The following is a 24,142-nucleotide window of genomic DNA, read 5'->3' as shown; positions in this document are numbered from 1 at the left end:
GGTCAGTAGCCGAGGGGCGGCGGCCCCTCCCCTTCGGGTTCGGCGACGCGCATCAGGCCGGTGTCGTCGGTGCCGAGGTCCTGATAGGCGCGAAAGGCGAGCACCAGGAGCACGGCGAAGAAGGAGAAGGAGATGACGATCGCGGTGAGGATCAGCGCCTGGGGCAGAGGGTTCGCGATGGGGCCTTCCGGCGCGTAGAGCCCGTCCGGCACGAGCGGAAGACTGCGGACGGAAACGCGGCCGGCGGCGAGGATCGTCAGATTTGCGGCATTGCCGAAGAGGACGAGGCCGATCAGCACGCGCACGATCCGGCGCGAGAGGAGGAGATAGATCGCGCCGCCGAAGAGCGCGCCGGCCAGAAGGGCGAGGAGCGCCTGCATCAGCCGCCCTCCCCGCGCTTGTCCGAGAGTTCCAGGATCAGCGCGGAGAACGTGCCGAAGACGGTGGCGAAGACGCCGAGATCGAAGACGAGGGGCGTCGAGAGCGCGACCTCGCTGCCGAGCACCTGCGGCAGCCACCAGAGGCCGGTGAAGAGCGGACGCCCTACCAGAAGGGCGGAGAGGCCCGCGAGCGCGGCGAGAAGCAGCCCGGCCGCCGCGAAGGCGGCGGGATCGACGCGCAGCGCCCGGCGCATGGCCGCGCCCTCCCCGGCCAGCGCGCGCATCGCGACCGCGCCGGCGGCGAGCAGCCCGCCGATGAAGCCGCCGCCGGGCTCGTTGTGGCCGCGAAGCACGATGAAGATCGCGGCAAGGACGAGCAGCGCGGCGATGAGCGGGCTCGCGGCGCGGAAGATCGGGCTGTTCACGAGGATCGCTCCGGTCCAGCCGGCTTCAACGGGGCGGCGGCGGTCTTGCGACCCCGGCCGGGGCGGGTTTTCCGCAAGGCGGTCTCGGCGGGCGCCCTCAAACCGAGCAGGCCGAGAATCGCAAGGCCCGCCGCAAGCACGACGGCGATCTCGCCAAGCGTATCGAGGCCGCGGAAGTCGACGATGACGACGTTGACGATGTTGCGCCCATGGGCGAGCGGCGCGCTCATGGCGGTGTAGAAATCGGACAGGCGGGCGTCGAACGGCGTCTCCGAGACCGCGAGGATCAAGAGCGCGAGGCCGAGGCCGCCGGCCAGCGCGACGGCGCCATCGGCGAGGCGGTAGCGAGGAGGCCGACGGTCGGAGGGTTTCAGATCCAGCCGGAGGAGCACGAAGACGAGGATGACGACCGAGAGGGTCTCCACCATCATCTGCGTGAAGGCGAGATCGGGCGCGCCGACGGAGGCGAAGAGGAGCGCCATCGCCAGCCCCTGGATGCCGAGCGCCACGACGGCGACCAGCCGCTCGCGCGCCGCGAGCACGACCGCTATGCCGACGAGGATCAGCGCGGCCGGGCCGGCCGACAGCCAGCCGATGCCGGCGAGATCGGGGACCACCGGCAGCGCATCGCCGAGGATCAGCGGCACCAGCATGGCGAGGGCGAAGACGGCGAAGGCGACGGCCGTGTAGCGGTCGAGCCGGCCCGATTGGAGCCGGGCCGTCAGGGCGACCGAGGCGCGGATCAGCCCGCGCATCGCCTGATCGAAGCCGAGATCCGGCCCCCAGCCGATGGCGCCGAGCAGCCGGGCGAGCCCCCCGCGAACCGCGTCGGCCTTGAGGTAGAGCCCTGCGCCGAGCGCGATCGTGAGGGCGGAGAGAAGCAGCGGCAGGCCCGGATGCGGCATCGCGGAGGCGCCGATGGCGACGCCGCGACCGAGGGCGGCCGAGGCCATGGCGTTTGAAAAGACCGGATGGAAGAGGCCGGACAGGACGCCCGCCAGAAGACCACAGAGCGCGAGCGCGACGGGCGCTGCAAGGAGAAGCGGCGCGCCTTCATGCGCCTTCGATAGAGCCTCCGGCCGCGGGCCGAGGAAGGGCCGGAGAGCGACGAGGCCGGCGGCGGCGACCATGGCGGCATTGCCCATGACCGCAACGAGCGTCACAGCGAGGCCGGGGAGCGTCGCGGCATAGACCTCCTCCTTGGCGACGAAGCCGAGAAAGGGCGTCATGCCGGCCATGGAGAGGGCGGCGAGGAGCGCCGCGGCGAAGGTCGCGGGCATGACGCGACGGAGACCACCGAGCGCGCGCAGATCCCGCGTTCCGGCCCCGTGGTCGATCGAGCCTGCCAGTGTGAAGAGCGCGCCCTTGAAGAGCGCATGGGCGAGAAGATAGAGCACCGCCGCCTCGATCGCGGCCTCCGTGCCGATGCCGATCAGCAGGACGATGAGGCCGAGCGAGCCGACCGTCGTATAGGCGAGGACGAGCTTCAGATCGGTCTGGCGCAGCGCGAGGGCGGCGCCCGTCAGCAGCGTCGCGCCGCCGAAGAGCGGCAGGATCGTCTCCCAGGCGGGCGTGCCGCCGAAGGCCGGGTGAAGGCGCAGGAGCAGGTAGACGCCGGCCTTCACCATGGTCGCAGAGTGGAGATAGGCCGAGACCGGCGTCGGCGCGGCCATGGCGTTGGGCAGCCAGACATGGAACGGCACCTGCGCCGATTTCGTGAAGGCCGCGAGGAGCACGAGCGCCAGAAGCGGCCCGTAGAGCGCGCTGTCGCGGATGGTATCGCCTGCGGCCAGCACCTCGGTCAGGGTGCGCAGGCCGAGCCCCTCGCCGAGGAGAACGGCGGCGGCCAGCAGCGCCAGCCCGCCGCCGCCGGTGATCACCAGCGCCTGGATCGCCCCGCGCCGCGAGGCCTCCCGCTCGTGATCGAAGCCGATCAGGAGGAAGGAGGCGATCGAGGTCAGTTCCCAGAAGACGGCGAGCGTGACGAGATCGTCGGCGAGGACGAGTCCGAGCATGGCGCCCATGAAGAGGAAGACGAAGCCGAGGAACCGCCCGAGATCGGGCCTCCTGCCGAGATAGCCGGCGGCATAGAGCACGAGCAGCGCGCCGATGCCGGTGACGAGAAGGGCGAAGCCCTGCGACAGACCGTCCAGCCGGAAGGCGAGGCGGATGCTAAGGCTCGGAACCCACTCGGCGGAGAAGAGAAGCGCCTCGGCGCGCCCTGCCCCGTCGAAGAGAAGGACGAAGGCGCCGGCCGGCAGGAGCGCCAGCGGCCAGCCGGCGGCGCGGCCGAAGAGCCGGACCATGAAAGGGGCCAGGATCGCGCCGAGGAACGGCAGGGCCAAGGCGATGAAGCCGGGCGCCCAAACGCCCTCCGTCGAAACTGGCAGTCCCGTTCTCCCCCGTCGCCGGTTTCCGGCAACATAGCCGCCTTCGCCTCCGCGGCAAGAACGCTTCCGCTCCGGCGGAAACGGAGGGGACGACGTGGCCCCTTGCACGGCCGCATTCGCTATGGGATTCCGGGTGCATCCGAGGCGAGGAGCCTCGACACCGAACTCCCGCGACGCGCCCGGCGCCTCGCGCTGCCCGATCGGAATCCGACTTGACCCTCCCCATCCCGCAAGCTTCGCCGAACGCCGCCTCCTCCGTGCCGGCCGAACCGCCGGTCGCGGATCGCCGGCCCGTGGAGGACACGCGCCACGGCGTGACGCGCAGCGACGACTATGCCTGGCTCCGCGCGCCGAACTGGCAGGAGGTCTTCAAGGATACGAGCCTGCTCGACCCCGCGATCCGCGCCCATCTCGACGCCGAGAACGCCTATCAGGAGGCGATCATGGCCCCGACGGCGGCGCTTCGCGAGGCGCTGATCGCGGAAATGCGCGGCCGCATCAAGGAGGACGACAGCTCCGTTCCCGCGCCGGACGGCCCCTTCGCCTACGGCGTCGCCTATCGGCAGGGCGCTGAATATCCGCGCTATGTCCGGCGCCCGCGCGGCGGGGACGACGCCTCGGAGACGGTGATCCTCGACGTCGAGGCGGAAGCCGGCGCGCGCGAGTATTTCTCACTCGGCGGCGTCAGCCATTCGACCGACCACAACTGGCTCGCCTGGTCCTACGACGACAAGGGCTCGGAGTTCTACGCGCTGGCCCTGCGCGACCTCGCGACCGGCGCGGACGAGGCCTATCGCATCGAGGACACGAGCGGCGGGGCCGTCTGGTCCCAGCGCTCCAAGGGCCTCTTCTACACGCGGCTCGATTCCAACCACCGCCCGAGCCGCGTCTTCTACCACCGCCTCGGCAGCGACCCGGCCGAGGACGCGCTGATCTTCGAGGAGACCGATGCCGGCTTCTTCATGGATGTCGACAAGACGCAGTCGGGCGAGTTCGTCGTCATCGCCATCAACGACCACGAGACCTCCGAAGCCTGGCTGATCCCGGCCTCCAACCCCGCCGCCGAGCCGCGGCTTCTCGCCGAGCGCGAGACGGGCGTCGAATACAGCGTCGACGAGGGCGAAGGCACGCTCTACATCCTGACCAATGCCGGCGGCGCCAAGGACTTCAAGATCGCGACCGCACCGAGCGATTCCTCGCGTCGTTCGGACTGGGTGGACTACGTGCCCCACGAGCCCGGCCGGCTGATTCTCGGCCACACCGTGCTGAAGCGCCATCTCGTCTGGCTGGAACGCCGGGACGGCCTGCCACGCATCGTCGTCAAGTGCCTCTGGGACGGCGAGGAGCATGTCGTCGCCTTCGACGAGGAGGCCTATTCGCTCGGCCTGTCCGGCACCTACGAATACGACACGACGCTCGTCCGCTTCACCTATTCCTCGCTGACGACGCCCTCGCAGACCTATGAATACGACGTCGAGACGCGCGCACGCACGCTCCTGAAGACGCAGGACGTGCCCTCCGGCCACAATCCCGACGACTACGTGACGCGCCGCGTCTTCGCGCCGGCGCCCGACGGCGAGACCGTTCCGGTCTCCCTCCTCCACCGCCGCGATACGCCGCTCGACGGCTCCGCGCCGCTGATGCTCTACGGCTACGGCGCCTATGGCATCACCATCCCCGCCTCGTTCAACACGAACGCGCTTTCGCTGGTCGATCGCGGCTTCGTCTGGGCCATCGCCCATATCCGCGGCGGCAAGGACAAGGGCTTCCGCTGGTACGAGGAAGGCCGCCGGCAGGCCAAGACCAACACGTTCACCGACTTCATCGCGGCCGGCGATCATCTGGTTTCGGAAGGCTACACGTCCTACGACCGGATCGTCGCGCAGGGCGGCTCGGCCGGCGGCATGCTGATGGGGGCGATCGCCAATATCGCGCCGGAGAAGTTCGGCGCCGTCGTCGCGGTCGTGCCCTTCGTCGACGTCCTCAACACCATGCTCGACGACACGCTGCCCCTCACCCCGCCGGAATGGCCGGAATGGGGCAACCCGATCACCTCGCAGGCGGACTACGCGGCCATCGCCGGCTACAGCCCCTACGACAATGTCGAGCCCAAGGCCTATCCGCCCATGCTCGTCCTCGCCGGGCTTACCGATCCGCGCGTGACCTATTGGGAACCGGCCAAATGGGTCGCCAAGCTGCGGGCGCTGAAGACGGACGCGAACCCGATCCTCCTGCGCACCAATATGGGCGCCGGCCACGGCGGAGCGTCCGGCCGGTTCAACCGGCTGGAGGAGGTCGCGATGATCTACGCGTTTTCGCTGAAGGTGATGGGGAAGAGCTGAAGGGCCGGCATCGCTTGAGCCCTACCGGTCGCAAGTCCTGCGATCAGCCCTGGACAGCGCCGCGTGGCCTTTTCCGCGCGAAGCGCTGCTCCAGGACCTCGCTGCCCCATTGGCGGCCGGAACGTTGCTCGACACACGTGAAGCCGTTCGCCTCGTAGAGGCGGCGAGCGGCGTCGAGACCTGCGAACGTCCAGAGATGCGTCTCGGCATACCCCTCGCGATCGGCGTGGCCGAGCGCTGCGGCGAGCAGCGCCTTCCCGATGCCGCTTCCCCGCATGCCGTCATCGACGATGAACCAGCGCAGATGCGCGATGCCGGGTCCGAGATCCTCGCCGTCGATCGCGACGGAGCCGACGATCGAAGGTCCCCGCATCGCGACCCAGATGGCGTTGACCGGATGGTCGAGGCGGTCGCAGAAGGCGGCGAGGCCGCCGGCGACGACGGACTCGAAGCTTCGACCGAAGCCCGAGGCGTTCGCATAGTATTGCGCGTGCATCTGCGTGATCTGCGCGATGAGCCCGGTCCGATAGCCCGACTGGATCTCCACCGGCGCCTGCCCGGCATCTCCGCCAGCGTGAAGAGCATCAGCATAGAGGCGGAGCCCTTCCAGCACCGTCTCCTCCTGCCCGGGCAGGAGGCGATGCAGCGCATCCGAGACCTGCGCGCGGGCAAAATCGTGGATCGCCGCGACGCGCCGACGGCCGGCCGCGCTGAGCGAGAGGCGCTTGCTTCGGCTGTCGGTCTCCGATGCCGTCTCCGTCACGTCGCCGGACAGGACGAGCTTGCGCAGCATCCGGCTGATGCTCGACTTCTCCAGGCGCAGCAGGGCGGCGAGATCGTTGGCGGTCATGCCGTCGCGAGCGTCGATCTCGATCAGCGCATGCACGGCGGAGGGCGAGAGGTCCGTTCCGGCAAACGGCCCGCCCATGAAGCCGAGTTCTCGAACGAACCGGCGCGATAGGACACGAAGGTTTTCGACGGTCGACGAGGAGGGAGACATGATGGGCCTATATAGTTGTATCGTGCAACTATATACCTCGTCGTGGTCCGGAGCAAGGTGGGGACGCGCTTGCGGTCATGGCGCATGTGGCGTTGCGCGTCGGCTCGGGATGAATGGGCGCAGGGCGGGAAGCAGGACGTCTTCGATCTGAGGCATCGTATCGATGGTCCGATAAAGGCCGCGTGAGGCACCCCCCTCTGTCCTGCCGGACATCTCCCCCGCAAGGAGGGAGATCGGCAGCTTCGCCGGTCGATCGAAACCTCAGCCGTTCGCGATGAGCCTGATCTCTCCCCTTGCGGGGGAGATGCCGGCAGGCAGAGGGGGTTGCCGCCCGCGACCCTTGCCCGACCATCTGCTCTAAAACGCCGGCACCGCCTTCAGATACGCCGCGATCGCCTCGCGGTCTTCGGCGGGCAGCTTCGCCATGTTCTTCTGCACCTCGACCATCGCGCCGCCGACGCTGTCGAAATCGGGCGTGAAGCCGGTTTCGAGATAGTAGGCGATGTCGCTCTCGGACCAGTCGCCGATGCCGTCGTCCGACGGCGTGATGTCGGGCACGTTGCCCTGGCCTTCGGCGGCGGGGGCGCCGGCGAGCCAGCGCGTCTTGTCGAGCCCGCCGAGCCCGCCATAGAGCCGCGGCGTGTGGCATTCGCCGCAATGGCCGGGGCCTTCGACGATCGCCTGGCCGCGCCGCGCCGCCTCCGACGCATCGGCAGGCAGGGTCACGACGGGTGCGGGATCGAGGAATGCGGCCTGCCAGAGGCCGAGGCCGCGGCGGATGTTGAAGGGGAAGGACAGCTCGTTCGCGGGCGCCGCGCCTTGCACCTGCGGCAGGGTCTTCAGATAGGCGAAGAGGTCGGCGATCTCTTCCTTCGGCATGCGGGCGTAGGACGTGTAGGGGAAGGCCGGATAGAGGTGCGAGCCGTCCGGCGCGATGCCGCGCTGCATGGCATTGGCGAAGTCGGCCAGCGTCCACGCGCCGATCCCGTCGGCCGGGGCCGGCGAGATGTTCGGGGCGTGGAAGGTGCCGAACTTCGTGACCAGCGGCGCGCCGCCGGCCAGCCGAAGCTGCGCCTCGCCCTCGGACTTGGCCGGCGCGTGGCAGGAGACGCAGCCGCCCGTCCAGAAGAGGCGCTCGCCGCGGGCGACATCGCCGGAGCCCTCCGCCGCGATCTCGGCGGCCTCCAGCCGGCGCGGCTGGGTCAGCCAGAAGAAGGCGGCGCCCGACAGAAGAGCCAGGACGAGGATCGCGATCACCGCGCGGCGCATCGGCTGCCCTTTCGTTTCGAGAGCGTCACATGACCAAGCCCTCGCTGCCCGCCCCGGCATGGGCTCGAAGCGGGAGGCGAGGACGGTGCGTCAATCGACGCGGAACTCCTGGTGGCATGCCTTGCAGTTCTTGCCGACCTCGCCGAACGAGGCCTTGAAGGCGTCGAGCGAGGCGGGCTTGGCGGCGATGGCGGCGTCGAGATCGCTCTCGAAATCGGCCAGATGCGCCTTGAACTCGGCCGGCTTCGCCCAGATCGCGGGCGAGGCTTCCGTGTCGTTGCCGGTCTTGGAATCCTCGGGGAAGTTCTGGCCGAAGGTGACGGCGCTTGCCTTCATCGTGGCGAAGAGCTCGGCGGCCTTGGTCGCGTCGAACTCGGTCTCGCCCTTGAGATAGCCGCCGGCAGCCTTGGCCGACTTGCCGATGGTCTTCATCGCGGTCTGCCGGGCCTTGATGGCGTCGATGTTCTGCGCAAGCGCGGGCACGGCGAGCGGCAGGGTCGCCGCGGTGAGGAGAAGGGCCGCGAGGCCGAAGGTCCGGGTTTTCATGAGGCGTCTCCCAAAGGCGCGACCGATATCCCGGGGAATCGGGAGAGGGTCCATATGTCCCTCGCTAAAGGAGGGCACATCGCCGTCACCTTCAATCTGGAATCGCTCTCAACTCGGCGTGACGGGTGAATAAAAGTTCGCGCATTAAAAAGGCCCCGACGCCGGAGCGCGGGGCCTTCGCGTTTCGAAGAAGCCGATGCTTACTTGGTAGCGGCTTCGTACATTTCGAGGACGTGATCCCAGTTGATCAGGTTGTCCACGAAGGCTTCGAGATATTTCGGGCGCGCGTTGCGATAGTCGATGTAATAGGAATGCTCCCAGACATCGACGCCGAGCACGGGCGCCGCGCCGTGCACGAGCGGGTTCTCGCCGTTCGGCGTCTTCATGATGGAGAGCTTGCCGTCCTTGACCGCGAGCCAGGCCCAGCCCGAACCGAACTGGCCCTTGCCGGCCTCGATGAAGTCGGTGCGGAACTTGTCGTAGCCGCCGAGATCGCTGTCGATGGCCGTCTGCAGCTTGCCGGGCAGGCTCTTGCCACCGCCGTTCGGCTTCATCCACTGCCAGAAGTGGATGTGGTTGTAGTGCTGGCCGGCATTGTTGAAGAGCGGCTGGTTCTTGCCGAAGGACGCCTTGACGACCTCCTCGACCGACGCGTCGCCGAGACCGGCTTCGGCGGCGAGCTTGTTGCCCATCTCGACATAGGCATTGTGGTGCTTGTCGTGGTGAAACTCGAGCGTCTCCTTCGACATGTAGGGCTGGAGCGCCGTGTAGTCGTAGGGCAGCGGGGGAAGCGTGAACGCCATCGTCGTCTCTCCTTCGTCAGGGTTGCGGGGGTGTCTCGCCGTCGTGGCGACGGGCAAGTCCCCGCTCGAAATGCGCCCCGTCAGATAGGGCGCGGATGGGAAATGGCTATGCGGCGAGCGGGCTCGCGGCGCGGGCAAAGGCCATGTAGGCCGCGCGCGCCTGCTCGTAGACCGGCCCCGGCTGGAAGCTCGCGCTCTCGAACGCGGTGATGGGCACGACCTTGGAATGGTTGCCGGTGGAGAAGACCTCGTCGGCGGTGAGGAAGTCCGTCACGGTCAGGCTCTTCTCGACGACCTCGACGCCGTCGGCCCGCAGGAGCGCGATGACGCGCTGGCGCGTGATGCCGTTCAGGAACGTGCCGTTCGGGATCGGCGTATAGGCCACGCCGCCCTTGGCGAGGAAGACGTTGGAGGTCGCGGTTTCCGCGACATTGCCGACGGCGTCGAGGAGAAGCGCGTTGTCGAAGCCGCGCGCCTTCGCCTCCAGGATGGCCCGGCCGCTATTGGGATAGAGGCAGCCGGACTTGGCGGCCGTCGGCGCCGATTCCGGCGTCGGGCGGCGGAAGGGCGAAAGGCCCAGTGAGAAGCCGGACGGCGGGATCATCGGCGATTCGTAGAGGCAGAGGCAGAAGCGCGTCGTCTCGGCATCGGCGGGAACGCCCATGTAGCCGCCGTCCTCGGCCCAGTACATCGGGCGGATATAGACCGCCGTCTCGCCGTCGAACCGCTTCAGCCCCTCCAGGGCGAGCCGCACGATCTCGGGCGCCGCCATGGTCGCGGAGAGGCCAAGCGCGAGGGCGGAGCGGTTGACGCGCTCGGCATGGAGGTCGAGGTCGGGCGCGAGGCCGTCGAACCAGCGGGCCCCGTCGAAGACGCTGGAGCCGAGCCACATGGCATGGCTGCGCGGGCCGACGAGGCCGGGATTGCCCTCCACCCAGGCGCCGTCGACATAGGTGACGGTACGGCTGAAGCCCTGCGACATGGAATCGTCCTCTTCACGCTCTTGCGAACATCGGCCGCTTTCGCGGCCAAGGGCACTCTTGGCACTCCGGAGCGCGGAGGGAAAGGGCGGAGACGGCGATCTCGGCTCTACCCCCGCCCCGCTTTCGCGTTAGAAGACGGGGGATGCAACGACCCGTCCGGGGACCACGACCTTGCCTTCTCTTTACGTTTTCGATGCTTACGGCACGCTCTTCGACACATCGGCGGCCGTCGCGCGCCAAGCCGCCGATTTCGGCGAGGAGGGCCGGCGTCTCGCGGATATCTGGCGGCGCAAGCAGCTGGAATATTCCTGGGTGCGCTCGCTGATGAAGGACAGGAGCCGCACCTTCTGGGATCTCACCGAAGACGCGCTCGATTTCGCGCTGGCCAAGGTCCCGGCCATCGACCGCTCCATGCGCGAGGGCCTGCTCGAAGCCTATCGCGATCTCGACACGTTCGAGGAGGTGCCCTCGGTCCTGCGCACGCTGAAGGACCAGGGCGCGCGGCTGGCGATCCTCTCCAACGGCTCGGTGGCCATGCTGGAGCGGGCGATCCGCTCGGCCAAGCTCGACACGCTGATCGACCGCGTCTTCTCGGCGGAGGACGCGGGCACGTTCAAGACGGCGCCCGAGATCTACGAGCTCGCCACGACCGCCTACCGGCTCTATCCCTCCGCCGTCTCCTTCCAGTCCTCCAACCGCTGGGACATCGCGGGCGCCGGGCGCTTCGGCTTCTCGACGGTCTGGATCAACCGGGGCGGCGAGCCCGACGAGTATCGCGACCTGCCGCCGCGCGCCATCCTGCCTGACCTCACGGGCCTGCCCGCTCTCGGCTGAGGGCGGCGTGCAACCTTTCGTCAACTATCCTGTCACCGGAAGGACACGCTCCGCGTTTCCTTTGGCGGCCGCCAGGAACGAACCCGGTCCCGCCATGTTTTCCGACGACACGATGAGTTCCCCAGCGCAGGCCCATCAAGAGGCCGCGCCCTCCCACGTCTTAGGCTGGACATGACCGAACTTTCCGACCGCCGGCTTTCGCGCCGCCACTTCCTCGCGGCTCTCGGCCTCGGCGCGGCGACCTCGCTCGCCGGCTGCTCCACCGGCGGACGCCGGGCCATCCTCCTCTCGGCCAACGACGGCTATGGCGGCTACGGTGGCTATGGCGACGACGGCACGGCCGGCATCGACTATGCCTCGATGTACGGTCCGATCGAGGACGAGGGCTATCTCATTCCCGGCATCGACCTGAAGCGCGTGCCCCCGGAATTCTACCGCCAGGAGGTCGCGGACCCGACGGGCATGGCGCCCGGCACGGTCGTGATCGACACGGAAGGGCGCCACGCCTATTTCACGCAAGGCGGCGGACGCGCCATGCGCTACGGCGTCGGCATCGGGCGGCAGGGCTTCTCCTGGTCGGGCAATGCGGTGATGCAGTGGAAGCGCAAGTGGCCGACCTGGACGCCGCCCTCCGAAATGATCGACCGCCAGCCGGAGCTGGAGAAGTATCGCAACGGCGGCCAGCAGCCGGGCCTCAAGAACCCGCTCGGCGCCCGCGCGCTCTACCTCTTCCAGAACAAGCAGGACACGCTCTACCGCCTGCACGGAACGCCGGAATACTGGACGATCGGCAAGGCCGTCTCGTCCGGCTGCGTGCGCTTCATGAACCACGACATCATCGATCTCTACGATCGCGTACCGAACGGCTCTCCCGTCGTGGTGCTTCAGTCCGGCATGGTCTGAAGCCCGCTTCGGCGCTTCAGCTTCAGGCGAAGCGCTTGGCTCCCGCCACGCAGAAGACGACGAGCCCCGTCACCAGGATCATGGTCCAGGCGACGGGCTCGCCGAGAAGCAGACCGGCCAAGGCGAGGCCGAAGAAGGGTTGGAGCAGCTGAAGCTGCCCGACCCCGGCAATGCCGCCGAGGGCGAGGCCGCGATACCAGAATACGAAGCCGATCAGCATGCTGAAGACGGAGACATAGGCAAGGCCCGCCCAGGCCGGCGCCGTGATCCCGCTCCAGTCATCTGGCAGCGTCGCCAGCGCAAGCGCGGCCATGGCGGGCAGCGCCAGGACCAGCGCCCAGCAGATGACCTGCCAGCCGCCGAGCCGCCGCGAGAGAGCGGCCCCTTCCGCATAGCCGAGCCCGCAGACGACGATCGCCGCGATCATCAGAAGATCGCCCGCCAGCGACGCGCCGCCGCTCTGCGAGAGGGCGAAACCTGCGACGAGAAGACTGCCCACCCCCGAGAAGAGCCAGAAGGCAGGCTTCGGCCGCTCGCCTCCGCGCAGCACACCGAAGATCGCGGTCGCCAGCGGCAGAAGCCCGATGAAGACGATCGAATGCGCGGAGGTGATGTGCCGGAGCGCCAGGGCCGTCAGAAGCGGAAAGCCGACCACGACGCCGAGGGCGACGATGAGAAGCGAGGTCAGGTCGCTCCGCTTCGGCCGGGCCTGCCGGAGAAGGCCGAGAAGCGCCGCGCCGATCAGCGCGGCGACGACGGCGCGCGCGGAGGTGAGGAAGAGCGGCGCGAAGCTGCCGACCGCGACGCGTGTCGCGGGAAGCGAGCCGCTGAAGATGATCACGCCGAGGAGCCCGCTGCCCCATCCATCCGTCGTCCGCTGCATGTCGCGCCCCTCTCCTGCCGGCCAACGCTCTACGCGCGCGGCCCTGGCACAGACAGGCACGATCCCATACGATCCGGCCGAACCGTATGGCTGTATCGACCCATACGGTAGGCGGAGGCGAGGGCATGGGCGAACGGGCGGGATCGCGCACGGCCGAGGTGATGGAGGCGATCCGGCAGAGGGCCGCGAGCCGGTCGCTGGCGCCGGGCGAACGTCTGCCTTCGATCCGGGGCTTTGCCGCGACGATGGGCGTCTCGCCCTCGACCGTCGTCGAGGCCTACGACCGGCTGGCGGCCGAAGGGCTGATCCGCTCGCGGCCGGGTTCGGGCTTCTACCTCTCGGGCAGCCTGCCACCGCTGACCCTCGCCGACGCCCGGCCCCGGCTCGACCGGGCGATCGATCCGTTCTGGGTGTCACGCCAGTCGCTCGATGCCGGCGCGGCCATGCTGAAGCCCGGCTGCGGCTGGCTTCCCGCCGAGCGCATGCCGCATGCGGCACTGCGCCGGGCGCTGCGCCAGCTCGCCCGTGCCGACGATGCGCTCCTCGCCGATTACGGCGGCACGCGCGGCTCTCCGGGGCTGCGGCGGCTTCTGTCACGCCGGCTCGCCGACGAGGGCATCACGGCCGGCCCCGAGCAGATCGTGCTGACGGGCTCGGGCACGCAGGCGATCGACCTCGTCTGCCGCTTCCTTCTGCGTCCCGGCGACACCGTGCTCGTCGACGATCCCTGCTACTTCAACTTCCAGGCGCTGCTGCGCGCCCATCCCGTGCGCATCGTCGGCGTGCCCTATCGGCCGAACGGGCCGGATGCCGAACTCTTCGCGGAGGCTGCGGCCGCGCACCGGCCGCGCCTCTACATCACCAATTCGGCGCTCCACAATCCGACGGGCGCGACGATCTCGCCGCAGGTGGCCCATCGCCTGCTCGGCACGGCCGCGGCCGCGGGTGTCACCATCGTCGAGGACGACATCTTCGCCGGCTTCGAACCGGAGCCCTCCACTCGGCTTGCCGCCCTGGACGGGCTGGCGCGGGTCATCCGCATCGGGAGCTTTTCCAAGACACTCTCGGCCTCCGTCCGCTGCGGCTACATCGCCGCGCGGGCCGACTGGATCGAGGGGCTGGTGGACCTCCAGGTCGCGACGTCCTTCGGCGGTCCGAGCCCGGTTGCGGCCGAGATCGTCCTCTCCAGCCTCGGCGACGGGGGATACGCGAGGCACCTCGAAGGCCTTCGCCGCTATCTGGCGGGCGCGCGGCGGGAGGCGGCGATGCGGCTCGAGGCGCTGGGCATCCGGCCCTGGCTGATGCCGCGCGGCGGCTTCTATCTCTGGTGCCGCCTGCCGGACGGGCTCGATGCCGCGGAGGTCGCGCGGCACGCGCTGGCCGAGGACATCGTGCTGGCGCCCGGAAACGTCTTCAGCACCTCGCAGTCGCAGACGGACTTCATGCGCTTCAACGTCGCCCAGATGAGCGACGCCCGCGTCTACGAAGGCCTTGCCCGCGCCATGGCAGGTGCTGCCGGGAATGCGTGAGCTCTCAGTCCCGCAGCCGCTTCTGCAGGAAGGTTCGGGCGCGCCCTCTGGGGAACTCGTCGAGCGCGCCGAAGGGCGTGTAGCCGGCCGCCTCGTAGACGCGGAGCGCGACGGGATTGAACGTGTCGATCCAGGCGCCGTGGCAGTCGCGCGCCAGCGCCTCGGCTTCCGCCTCCGCGAGAAGCGTGGCCGCGAGCCCCCGGCCGCGCGCGGCCTCTGCCACCCAGAGCCACTGGACGTAGAGCCAGCCCCAGGCCGTGTAGCCGGATAGACCGGCCAGGATCTCCCCGCCATCGTCGCGTGCGAAGACGGCGAGCGCCCGGCGGTCGGACGGGCCGACATCGCCCTCGTTGAAGGCGGCGAGCGAGGCGCCGAGGCGGGAGAGGTCCGCGGCCTCGGGTTCGGCGGTGCGTTCGAGGGTGACGCGCATCATCGCCGCCGATCGATCAAATGCGCCGCAGAGCCCGCTGCTCGGCTTCGATGCGCCCGAGCCGGCGCTCCGTCGAATTCTCGCGCAGCATGCCGGGGATCAGGAAGAGATCGATGATCTGGCCGATGCCGAGAAGACCGAAGGTGAGGAGCCAGAGAAGGCCCGTCCAGGGCCTTCCAAGATAGAAGCGGTGCAGGCCGCAGAAGCCGATGAAGCACAGGGCCCATGTCAGATAGGCCGCCCATCCCGATCGCATCTCGTCCGCTCTCCATCGTTTCGAAAGATCTCGTCTCTTCGTTAGATAGGAAGGCCGGAACGCGATCGGGAGAGGCGCCTTGCGAAAGGCGGGTCAGCGCCCCCGCTTCAGGCTTCCCAGAATGCCGCGAAGGATCGCGTTGGTGACGGTCGTCGCGGCGGTGCGCCCGACTTGTTTCAGCACGGTCTCGGTGATCGTCTGGCGCTGATAGCCGGAGGAGGTCTTGGCGCGGGTGGCCGGCGCGCGGCGGCGGGGCGCGGGCGGCGCCTCCGGCTCCTCGCTGCGGCCGAGGCCGAAATCGGGCAGGCGGAAGCCGCCGATCTCGATCTCGCCGCGACGCTCCGGTTCCGGCTCGGGCTCCTCGGCCGCTTCGTCGGCCCGGCGGCGGGCCGCCTCGGCGCGGCGGGTGGATTCGGCGCTGCGGGCGCGGGCGCGCCCTTCAGCCTCCGCCTTCTCCCGCTCGGCCTCCCGGGCGAGCTTTTCCTCGGTGCGCCCGACCAGCATTTCGTAGGCCGATTCGGAATCGATCCGCGTCTCGTATTCCCCGGCGACGGGACTCCTCCGCCGGATCTCGGACCGCTCGGCATCGGTGATCGGGCCGACGCGGCCGGCGGGCGGGCGGATCAGCGTGCGCTGGACGATGGAGGGCACGCCGCCCTTGGCGAGCGTCGAGACGAGGGCCTCGCCGACGCCGAGCTTGGTGATGGCCTCGAAGCTGGAGAAGTCGGGATTGGGCCGGAAGGTTTCGGCCGCGACCTTCACCGCCTTCTGCTCGCGCGGCGTGTAGGCGCGCAGCGCGTGCTGCACTCGGTTTCCGAGCTGGGCCAGCACGGCGTCGGGCACGTCCAGCGGGTTCTGCGTCACGAAGTAGATGCCGACGCCCTTGGAGCGGATGAGCTTGACCACCTGCTCGATCCGGTCGGTCAGCACCTTCGGCGCGCCGTCGAAGAGGAGATGGGCCTCGTCGAAGAAGAAGACGAGCTTGGGCTTCTCGGGATCGCCAACCTCCGGCAGTTCCTCGAAGAGCTCCGACATCAGCCAGAGGAGAAAGGTCGAGTAGAGGCGCGGGTTCATCATCAGCCGGTCGGCGGCGAGGACGTTCACGTAGCCGCGCCCGTCGCGATCGGTGCGCATGAGGTCGGATATCTTCAGCGCGGGCTCGCCGAAGAACTCGGCCGCCCCCTGCCCTTCCAGGACGAGGAGCGCCCGCTGGATCGCGCCGACCGTCTGCTTGGCGACATTGCCGTAGAGCCGGCCGATCTCCTCGGCATTCTCGCCGACATGGGCGAGCATGGCCTGAAGATCCTTCAGATCGAGGAGCAGCATGCCCTCCTCGTCCGCGATCTTGAAGGCGATGTTCAGGACGCCCTCCTGCGCCTCCGACAGGCCCATGAGCCGCGACAGGAGAAGCGGGCCCATCTCGGCGATCGTGGCGCGGACGGGATGGCCCTTCTCGCCGAAAATGTCCCAGAACATGACGGGATAGACGTCGTGATAGTAGGGATCTAGGCCGATCTCCTTGGCGCGGGCCACGAGAAAGTCCTTATCCTCGCCGCGCGCCGCGATGCCGGAGAGATCGCCCTTGATGTCGGCGCAGAAGACGGGGACGCCGGCCTCCGAGAACCCTTCCGCGAGGATCTGGAGCGTCACGGTCTTGCCGGTGCCGGTCGCGCCGGTCACGAGGCCGTGGCGATTGGCGAGCTTCAGGTCGAGATACTCGCCCTCGCGCACCGTGTCGTCGGGTCCGCGGCTGGCGCCGAGAAAAATGCGACCGTCTTCCAGCATGACGCCTCCCGCTCTCCCCGCATCGGCGGGTGCCATCCCGATGGTTATAACGCGCCGCCGGCCGAGAGAAACCGGTTGCCGCGCCCGGCACCGCATGCAGCGGCCCGCGCCGAACGGTTGCGCGGCCCGGCGTCGTTTGCAATGGTCCGCACGACCTCCGGCGGCGCATTTTCCGAATCCCTCGGGACGCCGGGTCTCCACCATCCTTCGAAGGCAGAACCGCTTATGGACGAGATCCTGAACCGCATCGCCGCCGAGACCGGCCTTTCCACCGACGCCGCCCGTCAGGCGATCGGCCACATCCTCGCCTACATGCAGGCGGAAGGAACGGACCCGGCCGTCGGCCAGATGCTGGAAGCCACGCCCGGCGCGAGCGAGGCGCTGGCCGCATCCGGCGAGGCCGGCCCCGGCGGGATCATGGGCCTCGGCTCTAAGCTGATGGGCCTCGGCCTCGACATGGGCCAGATGCGTCTGGTCGCCACCGAGCTCGTCGCCTTCGCCAAGACCCATGCCGGCGCGGAGACCGTCGACCGCGTCATCGCGACGACGCCGGGTCTCGCTCAGTTCGCCTGATCATCAGAAGGGCCATGACCTTGGCCCCTCGACCTTGGAAGCGGATCGACGCTCACCTATAGTTGGCGTCGATCCCCGCCATTCGGACGCCAGCCGCTCCGGCTGCGGATTTTCGAAGGCGGAACGACGGACCCATCCTGAATGACCGCAGAGGCAGATATCGGCCGGCCCCGCATGGCGCGCGCGCGCCAGCAATGGCTCATACGCCTGATGCGGCTTCGGCGCCGCCCGCCCCTGCTCGTCCATCTCATGGGCTTTGCGGTCATCGTCCTCGTGCCCGCGCTCCTGTTCAGCGCCTTCCTCGTGCTGCAGTTCTCTCAGCAGCAGAAGGCGATCGCGGCGAGCCAGGTCTCCGATGCCGCCGAGATCATCTCCGACGGGATCGACCGCGAACTCTACGGCATGATCAGCGCCGCCAAGGTGCTGGCCTCCTCGCCCTTCCTCGACGAAGAGGACACGCAGCTCTTCGGCGCGCGCGCCCGCTCGGCGCTGGGACCGAGCGGCTCGACCGCGCAGCTGGTCGATCCCTCGCTGCGCGTCGTCGTCGACACCGCGCGCGCCGACAACGCGCCCCTCGGGCGGCTCGACCACACGGCGACCGTGGAGGCCGCCTTCGCGATGCGGCGCACGCAGATTTCCGGCGCCTTCCTCGCGCCGGGCGCGGAGGAGTTCGTGTTCCACGTCGCCGTTCCGGTCTTCCGGGGCGACCGCGTGATCTTCGTCCTCGCGGTGAGCCGCGACACGGCCGATCTCACGCATCTCATCAGCGCGCGAAACCTGCCGGAGGCCTGGAGCGCGATGATCCGCGACCGCGACGGGGCCAAGGTGACGGCCGTCATCGCCAGCAACGGGCAGATGCGGCGCGGCGCGACGAGCGTCGTGGACGGCCCCTCGCTGGCGGAATCGCTCGGCGAGAGCCTGAACCGCGACCTGATCGAGGCCACGCACACATCGCCGCTTTCCGGCTGGACCACGACCGTCGCCGTGCCGGATGCCGTGATCGGCCAGCCGATCAAGCGCTCCTGGCTGCTTCTCGTCGGCATGGGCGTCGCGCTCCTCTTCTTCTCCGTGCTTCTGGCCGTCGTCTTCGGGCGCCGCCTCGCCGCGCCCATTCTCAAGCTCGCCGATCAGGCGCAGGCAATCGGCCGCGGCGAGCCGGCTCTGCCCGTCCACACCAATATCGAAGAGGTCGGCGGCGTCTCCAAGGTGCTCGCGCAGGCCTCGCGCGACCGGCGCGAGGCGGAGGAGCAGAACCGCTTCCTGATGCGCGAGATGAACCATCGCGCTAAGAACCAGTATGCGCTGATCGGCGCCATCGCGCGGCGCGCGGCCAAGGAAAGCTCCAGTACCAACGAGTTTCTCGCCACGCTTTCCGAAGCGCTCTCCTCCCTCGCCCGCTCCGCCGATCTCCTGGCCGGCAAGGGCTGGGATAGCGCCTCCATGTCCGATCTCGTCGCCACGCAGTTGAAGGCCTTCGGTGTCGGCCCCGGCCACCAGATCGGCGCCTCCGGTCCGCTCGTGAAGCTGAACCCGACCTCCGCCCAGACGGTGGGCCTCGCGCTGCACGAGCTGGCGACCAACGCGGCGAAATACGGCGCCCTGTCGGTCTCCGGCGGCACGGTGGAAATCCGCTGGAAGCTCGACGACGCGTTCCGCCTCTCCTGGCGCGAGATCGGCGGCCCGCCCGTGGTCGAGCCCAAGCGCTCCGGCTTCGGCACGCTGGTGACGCAGAAGATGACCGCGCGCGGCCTCGGCGGCGAAGTCGACATGCGCTACGCGCCGACCGGCGTCATCTGGCAACTGACCGCGCCGAAGGACACCGTCTTGTCGCAGTGACGCTGCGTCATTGCCTCTTGCCATCGTGAGAACGTGGGTTATAACTTCGACTCCGGACCAAGGAGCGAGACCATGAACACCGTCGTGCGCAAGATCGGCAATTCCGAGGGCGTCATCCTGCCGAAGGAGGTGCTGGAACGACTGGGCGTTTCCGCGGGCGACCGGCTGGACATCGTGGAGACCCGGGACGGGTTGCAGCTCGTTCGGCCGGATACCGACTTCGCCAAACAGATGCGGGCGGCCCACGAGGGCATGAAGAAGTATCACGACGCGCTGCGCGAACTGGCCAAATGAACGTCCACTGGCTCACGCGCCAAGCGCTCGAGGCCATACACGACGAGCAGCTCATCGAGCATGGCGGGCTTTCCGGCATCAAGGACGAGAACGCGCTGGAGGCCTCTCTGGCGCGCCCTCTGAACAAGGCTGCCTATGAAACGCCCGACATCCACGATCTGGCAGCGGCCTACCTCTTCGGGATCGTCCGCAACCATCCCTTTTCCGATGGAAACAAGCGGACGGGATTCCTGGCGGCCTATACGTTTCTCTTTATCAACGGCTTCCAGATCGATGCCACCAATGCCGAGGTCGTTCAGTTTGTCATGGACGTCGCGGCCGGGCTGATCGGCGAGGACAATGCCGCGCGATGGTTCCGCGATTTCACGGTCCCTCTCGGCTGAGAAAAGCAAAGGGTCGCTTGCTTCGTTTCGCGCTTGCGAAACCGGCCGGCGGGGTGCAGTGACGCGCCGCGGGGCGGCTCTTCAGGCCCGCGCGGCGTGCCGGAGTCCAAGCCCATGATCGAGGTCTATCGTGCCGATGCGACGCAGGTTCGCGGCGACCGGGTGGCGGCGGACGCCATTCCGGACGAGGCGATCTGGATCGACCTGATCAATCCGTCCAAGCAAGAGGAGCAGGCGGTCGAGCGGCTTTGCGCGATCGAGGTTCCGACGCGCGAGGAAATGCGCGAGATCGAGGTGTCGAGCCGGCTCTATTCGGAAGACGGCGCGGACTTCATGACGGCCTCCGTCGTGTTCGGCCTCGACAGCGGGCGCCCGGCCTTCGCGCCCGTGACCTTCATCCTGACCGGCAGCCGGCTCGTGACGCTGCGCTACACCGAGCCGAAGAGCTTCGCGATCTATTCCGCCAAGCTCTGCCGGGGACAGACGGAGACGAGCGCCGCCCTCGCCCACGTTCTCGGCGCCGACGAGCGCGAGCCGCAGACGCCGGCCAGCGCGCCGAGTTCCAAGAACGGCCCGCGCATCCCGACCGCCGACAGCATCCTGATCGGGCTTCTGGAGACGGTGATCGACCGCGTCGCCGACATGCTGGAGGCGATCGCCGCCGATCTCGACCATATCGCCACCGACATCTTCGCCTCCTCCAAGGACAAGAAGCCGATCGCGAACCACGAGTTCAAAGAGCTGCTCCGGCGCATCGGCGCGGCCGGCGATCTCGCCTCGCGCACGCGCGAGAGCCTGGCGACGCTCGACCGGATGATGCCCTATCTCCAGTTCGTGCTGGAGGGGCGCAAGGCCGGCAAGGATTCCAGGTTCCGGGTGAAGGCGATGAACCGCGACATCACCTCGCTCAACGATTTCGTCTCGTTCCTCTCCAACAAGACGACCTTCCTGCTGGACACGACGGTCGGCATGATCTCGATCGAGCAGAACGCCATCATCAAGATCTTCTCGGTCGCCGCCGTCGGCTTCATGCCCCCGACGCTGATCGCCTCGATCTACGGCATGAACTTCGAGATCATGCCGGAGCTGCACTGGGCGCACGGCTATCCCCTGGCGCTCGTCGCCATGATCGTCTCGGCCGTGCTGCCGCTCGTCTTCTTCCGCTACAAGAACTGGCTCTGACGCTTCAGGCTCCGCCGCCGAAGCCGCGATAGGTCGCGGCGCCCGGAACGACGGCGGCCGAAGCCTCGCGGGCCGCGATTTCGCCGAGCGTCATGTGCATGGGCGACTTGATGCAGGCCGGGTCGGTCGCGGCCGCGTCGCCCGTCAGCGCCAGCGCCTGGCAGCGGCAGCCGCCGAAATCGACCGCCTTGCGCTCGCAGGAGCGGCAGGGCTCGGGCATCCAGTCGGTGCCGCGATAGGCCTCGAAGGCGGGCGCGGACGCCCAGATCTCGGCCAGCGATTGGTTCCTCACGGACGGAAAGTCGAGATGCTTGATCGTCTGCGCGGCGTGGCAGGGCAGGACGAGGCCGGCCGGCGTGACGCTGAAGGTGCGCTGGCCCCAGCCGCCGTTGCAGGTCTTGGGATAGCGCGCGTAATAGTCGGGGAAGACCGCGTCGATGACGAGGACGCCCTTCAGCCGCTCGCGCGCCGCCTCGACCTCCAGGATCGTGCGGTCCACATCCTCGCGGGCCGGCATGAGCTGCGCCCGGTTCTTCAGCGCCCAGCCGTAATATTGCGTGTGCGCGATTTCCAGGCGCTTGGCGCCGAAGGCGACGGCCTTCTCGATCATCGCCGGAACCTGATGGATGTTGGTGCGGTGGATGACCGCGTTCAGCGTCAGCGGAAAGCCGCGCTTCACGACCTCGGCCGCGAAAGCCTCCTTGCGCTCGAAGCCGCCGCGATAGCCGCCGACGGCCTCCGTGACGGCGGCATCTGCGCCCTGAAGGGAGAGCTGGATATGGTCGAGGCCGGCCTCGTAGAGCCCGTCGAGCGTGGCCGTGGAGACGCCGATGCCCGACGTGATCAGGTTGGTGTAGAGCCCGACCTCGGCCGCGTGGCGCGTCAGCTCGACGATGTCCTTGCGCGCCGTCGGCTCGCCGCCGGAGAGGTGGATGTGGATCACGCCGAGCTCGGCCGCCTCGGTGAAGACGCGCTTCCAGGTCTCGGTGTCGAGCTCGGCGGAGCGCTGGTCGAGCTCCAAGGGGTTCGAGCAATAGGTGCAGCGGAGCGGGCAGCGGTGGGTCAGCTCCGCGAGGATGCCGAGCGGCGGCGGGGGCGGCACTCTGGTGCTTTCGGCGGCCGAGGGCGCGGGAAAGACGATCTCGTTCATAGCTCCACCATCCCCTTGTCGCGGAGATCGCCGAGGAAGCTCTCGACATCGGGCCGGATCACGCTCGCCTCGGCGGTGAAGACCTCCGTCAGCTCGAAGAGGATCTCGCCGAAGCTTTTCCTGCCGTCGCAGCGCTTCAGGATCTCGGTCGCCACGTCGTCGGCGTTGAAGATGCGCTCGGGGCCGACGAGGATGAAACGCCCCCTCGCCTTGTCCTCGCGAAAGCGGACGCCGTGCGGGAAGCGCGGAACGACGGCATCGTCGATCGTGGTACTTAAGACGGGGCTCATGGCGATGTCCCTCCCAGGCCTGGCTGCCAGACGTCGAAGGGCGGCCGGCCCGGCTCGACATAGGCGTGGTCCAAGGCGTCGAGCTGCGCCCAGAGAACCGAACATTTGAAGCGCAGCGCATCGAGAACGGCGAGTTGCTCCTCCGCCCGGCGGGCATGGCGGACGCAGTAGTCGAGCGCGAAATCGGAGTCGCGCTTGGCCTGGACGGGGCGCTTGTCGAAATAGGCCAGCGTCTCCGGCGAAATGAAGTCGTAATGCTCCAGCATGCCGCGGACGCGCATCCCGATGACATTGGGCGAGAAGAGTTCGGTCAGCGAGGAGGCGATGGCCTCCAGGAGAGAGCGCTCGCGCACGAAGGTCACGTAGGCGTCCACCGCAAAGCGGGTGCCGGGCAGGATGCCCTCGCCGGACAGGACGTAGTCGCGATCGAGCCCGACGCCGTCGGTCAGCGCGATCCATTTCTCGATGCCACCGGGATTTGCGGCATCACCGTCATGATCGACGATCCGCTCGCGCCACTCCCGGCGCAGCTCGGACGTCTCCATCCGGGCCAGGATATAGGCGTCCTTCACGGGAATCTTGGACTGGTAGTAGTAGCGGTTCAGCGCCCAGGCCTGGACCTGCGCCTTCGAAAGCTCGCCGGACTGGAGCTTCAGCTGGAAGGGATGAAGGTGGTGGTAGCGCGTCGCGCCGATCTCGCGAAGCGCGGCGACGAAATCGTCCGACGTCATCATCGCGTTCATAGCTCGATCTCCATCCCGTCGCGCGCGACCCGCCATCCCGCCGCCTCGACGATCCGCCGCGGCTCCGACCCTTCGACGAGGATCGGATTGGTGTTGTTGATATGAATATAGGTGCGCTCGGCGATATCGAGACCATCGAAGGCATGAAGGCTGCCGCCCTCGCCCGCGATCGGCAGATGGCCCATGCGCCGCCCGGTCTTCGCCCCGACGCCCGCCCGCTCCATCTCGTCGTCCTCGAAGACCGTGCCGTCAAAGAGAAGCGCGTCGGCGCCGCGCAGGCGTTCGCGCAGATGCGCCGGCACGGCCGCGCAGCCGGGAATGTAGAAGGCCGTGCGCCCGCCCGCCGAAAGCCTGACGCCCACCGTCATCTCACCCTCGGCGCCGATCTCGACCTCGCCCGTCTCCAGGTAGAGCGGCACCTTGCCGGGCACGGGGAAGATCTCGACCTCGAGGCCCGGCACGGGCTGGAACGCGGAGCCCGCCGGCACCGGCTTCACGGCGACGAAGGCCGGATCGAGCACGGAGAAGATCGGGTTCGCGGCGACGACGTCGAGAACGCCGGACGTGCCGTAGAGGTCGAAGGCCTGCTTCTCGCGCAGCGTCAGGAGGCCGGCGACGTGATCGACGTCGCCATTCGTCACGAGCACGGCGGAAATCGGCGAGGCGCGCTTCTGCGGCCCGCCGCTTCTCGCGCCTGCGCCCATCAGGACCGAGCTTGTGAGTTGCGCGCGCAGGTCGGGCGAGGCGTTGAGGAGGAGCCAATGCACGCCGTCGGCGGACGCTGCTATGGAGGACTGGCTGCGTGCCTCGACCCGGGAATCCCCGGCCCAGGCAAGCCTGCAGACCTCGCAAAGGCAGTTCCACTGCGGAAACCCGCCACCGGCGGCCGAACCTAAAACGAGAAGCCGCAGGCGGGTTTCATCCCGCCCGCGG

General features: G+C 68.6%; 23 protein-coding genes and 1 pseudogene. 9 read left to right on the top strand and 15 right to left on the bottom strand.

Annotated elements, in window-relative coordinates; translation table 11 throughout:
- Positions 1–2: 2 nt before the first annotated feature.
- From ASG62_RS05485 to mbhE, 3 genes are read right to left on the bottom strand one after another with little or no spacing between them, the layout of a single operon-like run.
- Positions 3–380 carry a Na+/H+ antiporter subunit C gene (locus tag ASG62_RS05485; RefSeq protein ID WP_056696114.1) on the bottom strand — a complete coding sequence of 126 codons (378 nt, stop codon included), beginning with the start codon at positions 378–380 and terminating at the stop codon, positions 3–5.
- Entirely contained in the window at positions 380–805 is a 426-nt protein-coding gene (locus ASG62_RS05480) for an MnhB domain-containing protein (protein WP_056696112.1), read from the bottom strand. The genes ASG62_RS05485 and ASG62_RS05480 overlap by 1 nt, the downstream gene beginning before the upstream one ends.
- On the bottom strand, positions 802–3,111 hold the full coding sequence (mbhE, locus tag ASG62_RS05475) for a hydrogen gas-evolving membrane-bound hydrogenase subunit E (protein WP_082537321.1): 2,310 nt from the start codon (positions 3,109–3,111) through the stop codon (positions 802–804). The genes ASG62_RS05480 and mbhE overlap by 4 nt, the downstream gene beginning before the upstream one ends.
- Before the next feature lie 341 nt (positions 3,112–3,452).
- On the opposite strand from mbhE, the gene ASG62_RS05470 reads away from it, so the two are divergent.
- Positions 3,453–5,537: a S9 family peptidase gene (locus ASG62_RS05470; RefSeq protein ID WP_056696218.1), complete on the top strand. Its 2,085-nt coding sequence runs from the start codon at positions 3,453–3,455 to the stop codon at positions 5,535–5,537.
- Positions 5,538–5,580: 43 nt separating this feature from the next.
- Here ASG62_RS05470 and ASG62_RS05465 read toward each other — a convergent pair whose 3' ends face one another.
- The 5 genes from ASG62_RS05465 to ASG62_RS05445 all read right to left on the bottom strand — a co-directional run bounded on the left by ASG62_RS05465 (position 5,581) and on the right by ASG62_RS05445 (position 10,137).
- Entirely contained in the window at positions 5,581–6,465 is an 885-nt protein-coding gene (locus tag ASG62_RS05465; protein ID WP_200944724.1) for a helix-turn-helix domain-containing GNAT family N-acetyltransferase, read from the bottom strand.
- A gap of 429 nt (positions 6,466–6,894) precedes the next feature.
- Positions 6,895–7,806, bottom strand: a complete 912-nt coding sequence (locus ASG62_RS05460) for a cytochrome c (protein WP_056696108.1) — start codon at positions 7,804–7,806, stop codon at positions 6,895–6,897.
- A 90-nt stretch (positions 7,807–7,896) separates the two neighbouring features.
- Positions 7,897–8,352: a c-type cytochrome gene (locus tag ASG62_RS05455; RefSeq protein ID WP_056696106.1), complete on the bottom strand. Its 456-nt coding sequence runs from the start codon at positions 8,350–8,352 to the stop codon at positions 7,897–7,899.
- Between the two features lie 200 nt (positions 8,353–8,552).
- Complete coding sequence (locus ASG62_RS05450) at positions 8,553–9,155, bottom strand: superoxide dismutase (protein WP_056696105.1); 603 nt, start codon at positions 9,153–9,155, stop codon at positions 8,553–8,555.
- A gap of 106 nt (positions 9,156–9,261) precedes the next feature.
- Complete coding sequence (locus ASG62_RS05445; protein ID WP_056696104.1) at positions 9,262–10,137, bottom strand: branched-chain amino acid aminotransferase; 876 nt, start codon at positions 10,135–10,137, stop codon at positions 9,262–9,264.
- A 172-nt stretch (positions 10,138–10,309) separates the two neighbouring features.
- Here ASG62_RS05445 and ASG62_RS05440 point away from each other — a divergent pair, with 172 nt between their 5' ends.
- Positions 10,310–10,972 (top strand): haloacid dehalogenase type II, encoded by a 663-nt coding sequence (locus ASG62_RS05440; protein WP_056696103.1) that lies wholly within the window; start codon positions 10,310–10,312, stop codon positions 10,970–10,972.
- 171 nt (positions 10,973–11,143) lie between these two features.
- Positions 11,144–11,875, top strand: a complete 732-nt coding sequence (locus ASG62_RS05435) for a L,D-transpeptidase family protein (protein WP_056696102.1) — start codon at positions 11,144–11,146, stop codon at positions 11,873–11,875.
- A 22-nt stretch (positions 11,876–11,897) separates the two neighbouring features.
- On the opposite strand, the gene ASG62_RS05430 is transcribed toward ASG62_RS05435, so the two are convergent.
- Positions 11,898–12,758, bottom strand: a complete 861-nt coding sequence (locus ASG62_RS05430) for a DMT family transporter (RefSeq protein WP_056696101.1) — start codon at positions 12,756–12,758, stop codon at positions 11,898–11,900.
- 125 nt (positions 12,759–12,883) lie between these two features.
- Here ASG62_RS05430 and ASG62_RS05425 point away from each other — a divergent pair, with 125 nt between their 5' ends.
- On the top strand, positions 12,884–14,287 hold the full coding sequence (locus ASG62_RS05425) for a PLP-dependent aminotransferase family protein (protein WP_056696099.1): 1,404 nt from the start codon (positions 12,884–12,886) through the stop codon (positions 14,285–14,287).
- Between the two features lie 4 nt (positions 14,288–14,291).
- Here ASG62_RS05425 and ASG62_RS05420 read toward each other — a convergent pair whose 3' ends face one another.
- The 3 genes from ASG62_RS05420 to ASG62_RS05410 form a co-directional block, all read right to left on the bottom strand.
- Complete coding sequence (locus ASG62_RS05420) at positions 14,292–14,717, bottom strand: GNAT family N-acetyltransferase (RefSeq protein WP_056696217.1); 426 nt, start codon at positions 14,715–14,717, stop codon at positions 14,292–14,294.
- 16 nt (positions 14,718–14,733) lie between these two features.
- On the bottom strand, positions 14,734–14,973 hold the full coding sequence (locus tag ASG62_RS05415) for an NINE protein (RefSeq protein ID WP_056696097.1): 240 nt from the start codon (positions 14,971–14,973) through the stop codon (positions 14,734–14,736).
- A gap of 93 nt (positions 14,974–15,066) precedes the next feature.
- Complete coding sequence (locus ASG62_RS05410) at positions 15,067–16,758, bottom strand: helicase HerA-like C-terminal domain-containing protein (RefSeq protein WP_056696095.1); 1,692 nt, start codon at positions 16,756–16,758, stop codon at positions 15,067–15,069.
- A 225-nt stretch (positions 16,759–16,983) separates the two neighbouring features.
- On the opposite strand from ASG62_RS05410, the gene ASG62_RS05405 reads away from it, so the two are divergent.
- The 5 genes from ASG62_RS05405 to ASG62_RS05385 all read left to right on the top strand — a co-directional run bounded on the left by ASG62_RS05405 (position 16,984) and on the right by ASG62_RS05385 (position 21,026).
- Positions 16,984–17,331 carry a hypothetical protein gene (locus ASG62_RS05405; protein WP_056696214.1) on the top strand — a complete coding sequence of 116 codons (348 nt, stop codon included), beginning with the start codon at positions 16,984–16,986 and terminating at the stop codon, positions 17,329–17,331.
- Positions 17,332–17,472: 141 nt separating this feature from the next.
- Positions 17,473–19,167: a sensor histidine kinase gene (locus tag ASG62_RS05400; protein WP_056696093.1), complete on the top strand. Its 1,695-nt coding sequence runs from the start codon at positions 17,473–17,475 to the stop codon at positions 19,165–19,167.
- A 72-nt stretch (positions 19,168–19,239) separates the two neighbouring features.
- Positions 19,240–19,461, top strand: coding sequence for an AbrB/MazE/SpoVT family DNA-binding domain-containing protein (locus tag ASG62_RS05395; RefSeq protein WP_056696091.1), 222 nt, complete (start codon positions 19,240–19,242; stop codon positions 19,459–19,461).
- Positions 19,458–19,844: a type II toxin-antitoxin system death-on-curing family toxin gene (locus ASG62_RS05390; protein WP_056696089.1), complete on the top strand. Its 387-nt coding sequence runs from the start codon at positions 19,458–19,460 to the stop codon at positions 19,842–19,844. Before ASG62_RS05395 ends, ASG62_RS05390 begins: the two co-directional genes overlap by 4 nt.
- A 114-nt stretch (positions 19,845–19,958) precedes the next feature.
- Entirely contained in the window at positions 19,959–21,026 is a 1,068-nt protein-coding gene (locus tag ASG62_RS05385; protein WP_056696087.1) for a magnesium transporter CorA family protein, read from the top strand.
- 4 nt (positions 21,027–21,030) lie between these two features.
- On the opposite strand, the gene pqqE is transcribed toward ASG62_RS05385, so the two are convergent.
- The 3 genes and pseudogenes from pqqE to pqqB form a co-directional block, all read right to left on the bottom strand.
- On the bottom strand, positions 21,031–22,176 hold the full coding sequence (gene pqqE / locus ASG62_RS05380) for a pyrroloquinoline quinone biosynthesis protein PqqE (RefSeq protein ID WP_056696085.1): 1,146 nt from the start codon (positions 22,174–22,176) through the stop codon (positions 21,031–21,033).
- Positions 22,173–23,245, bottom strand: a pseudogene (gene pqqC, locus ASG62_RS05370) (pyrroloquinoline-quinone synthase PqqC). Before pqqC ends, pqqE begins: the two are co-directional and overlap by 4 nt.
- A complete protein-coding gene (gene pqqB, locus ASG62_RS05365) occupies positions 23,206–24,120 on the bottom strand; it encodes a pyrroloquinoline quinone biosynthesis protein PqqB (protein WP_056696212.1) in 915 nt (304 codons plus the stop codon). Before pqqB ends, pqqC begins: the two are co-directional and overlap by 40 nt.
- Between the last annotated feature and the right edge of the window lie 22 nt (positions 24,121–24,142).

Source organism: Aureimonas sp. Leaf427, assembly GCF_001425485.1.
In the GTDB taxonomy this organism is placed as follows: domain Bacteria; phylum Pseudomonadota; class Alphaproteobacteria; order Rhizobiales; family Rhizobiaceae; genus Plantimonas.
Note: the sequence above shows the minus strand (reverse complement) of the source record. Positions and strands in the feature narration are given on the sequence as shown.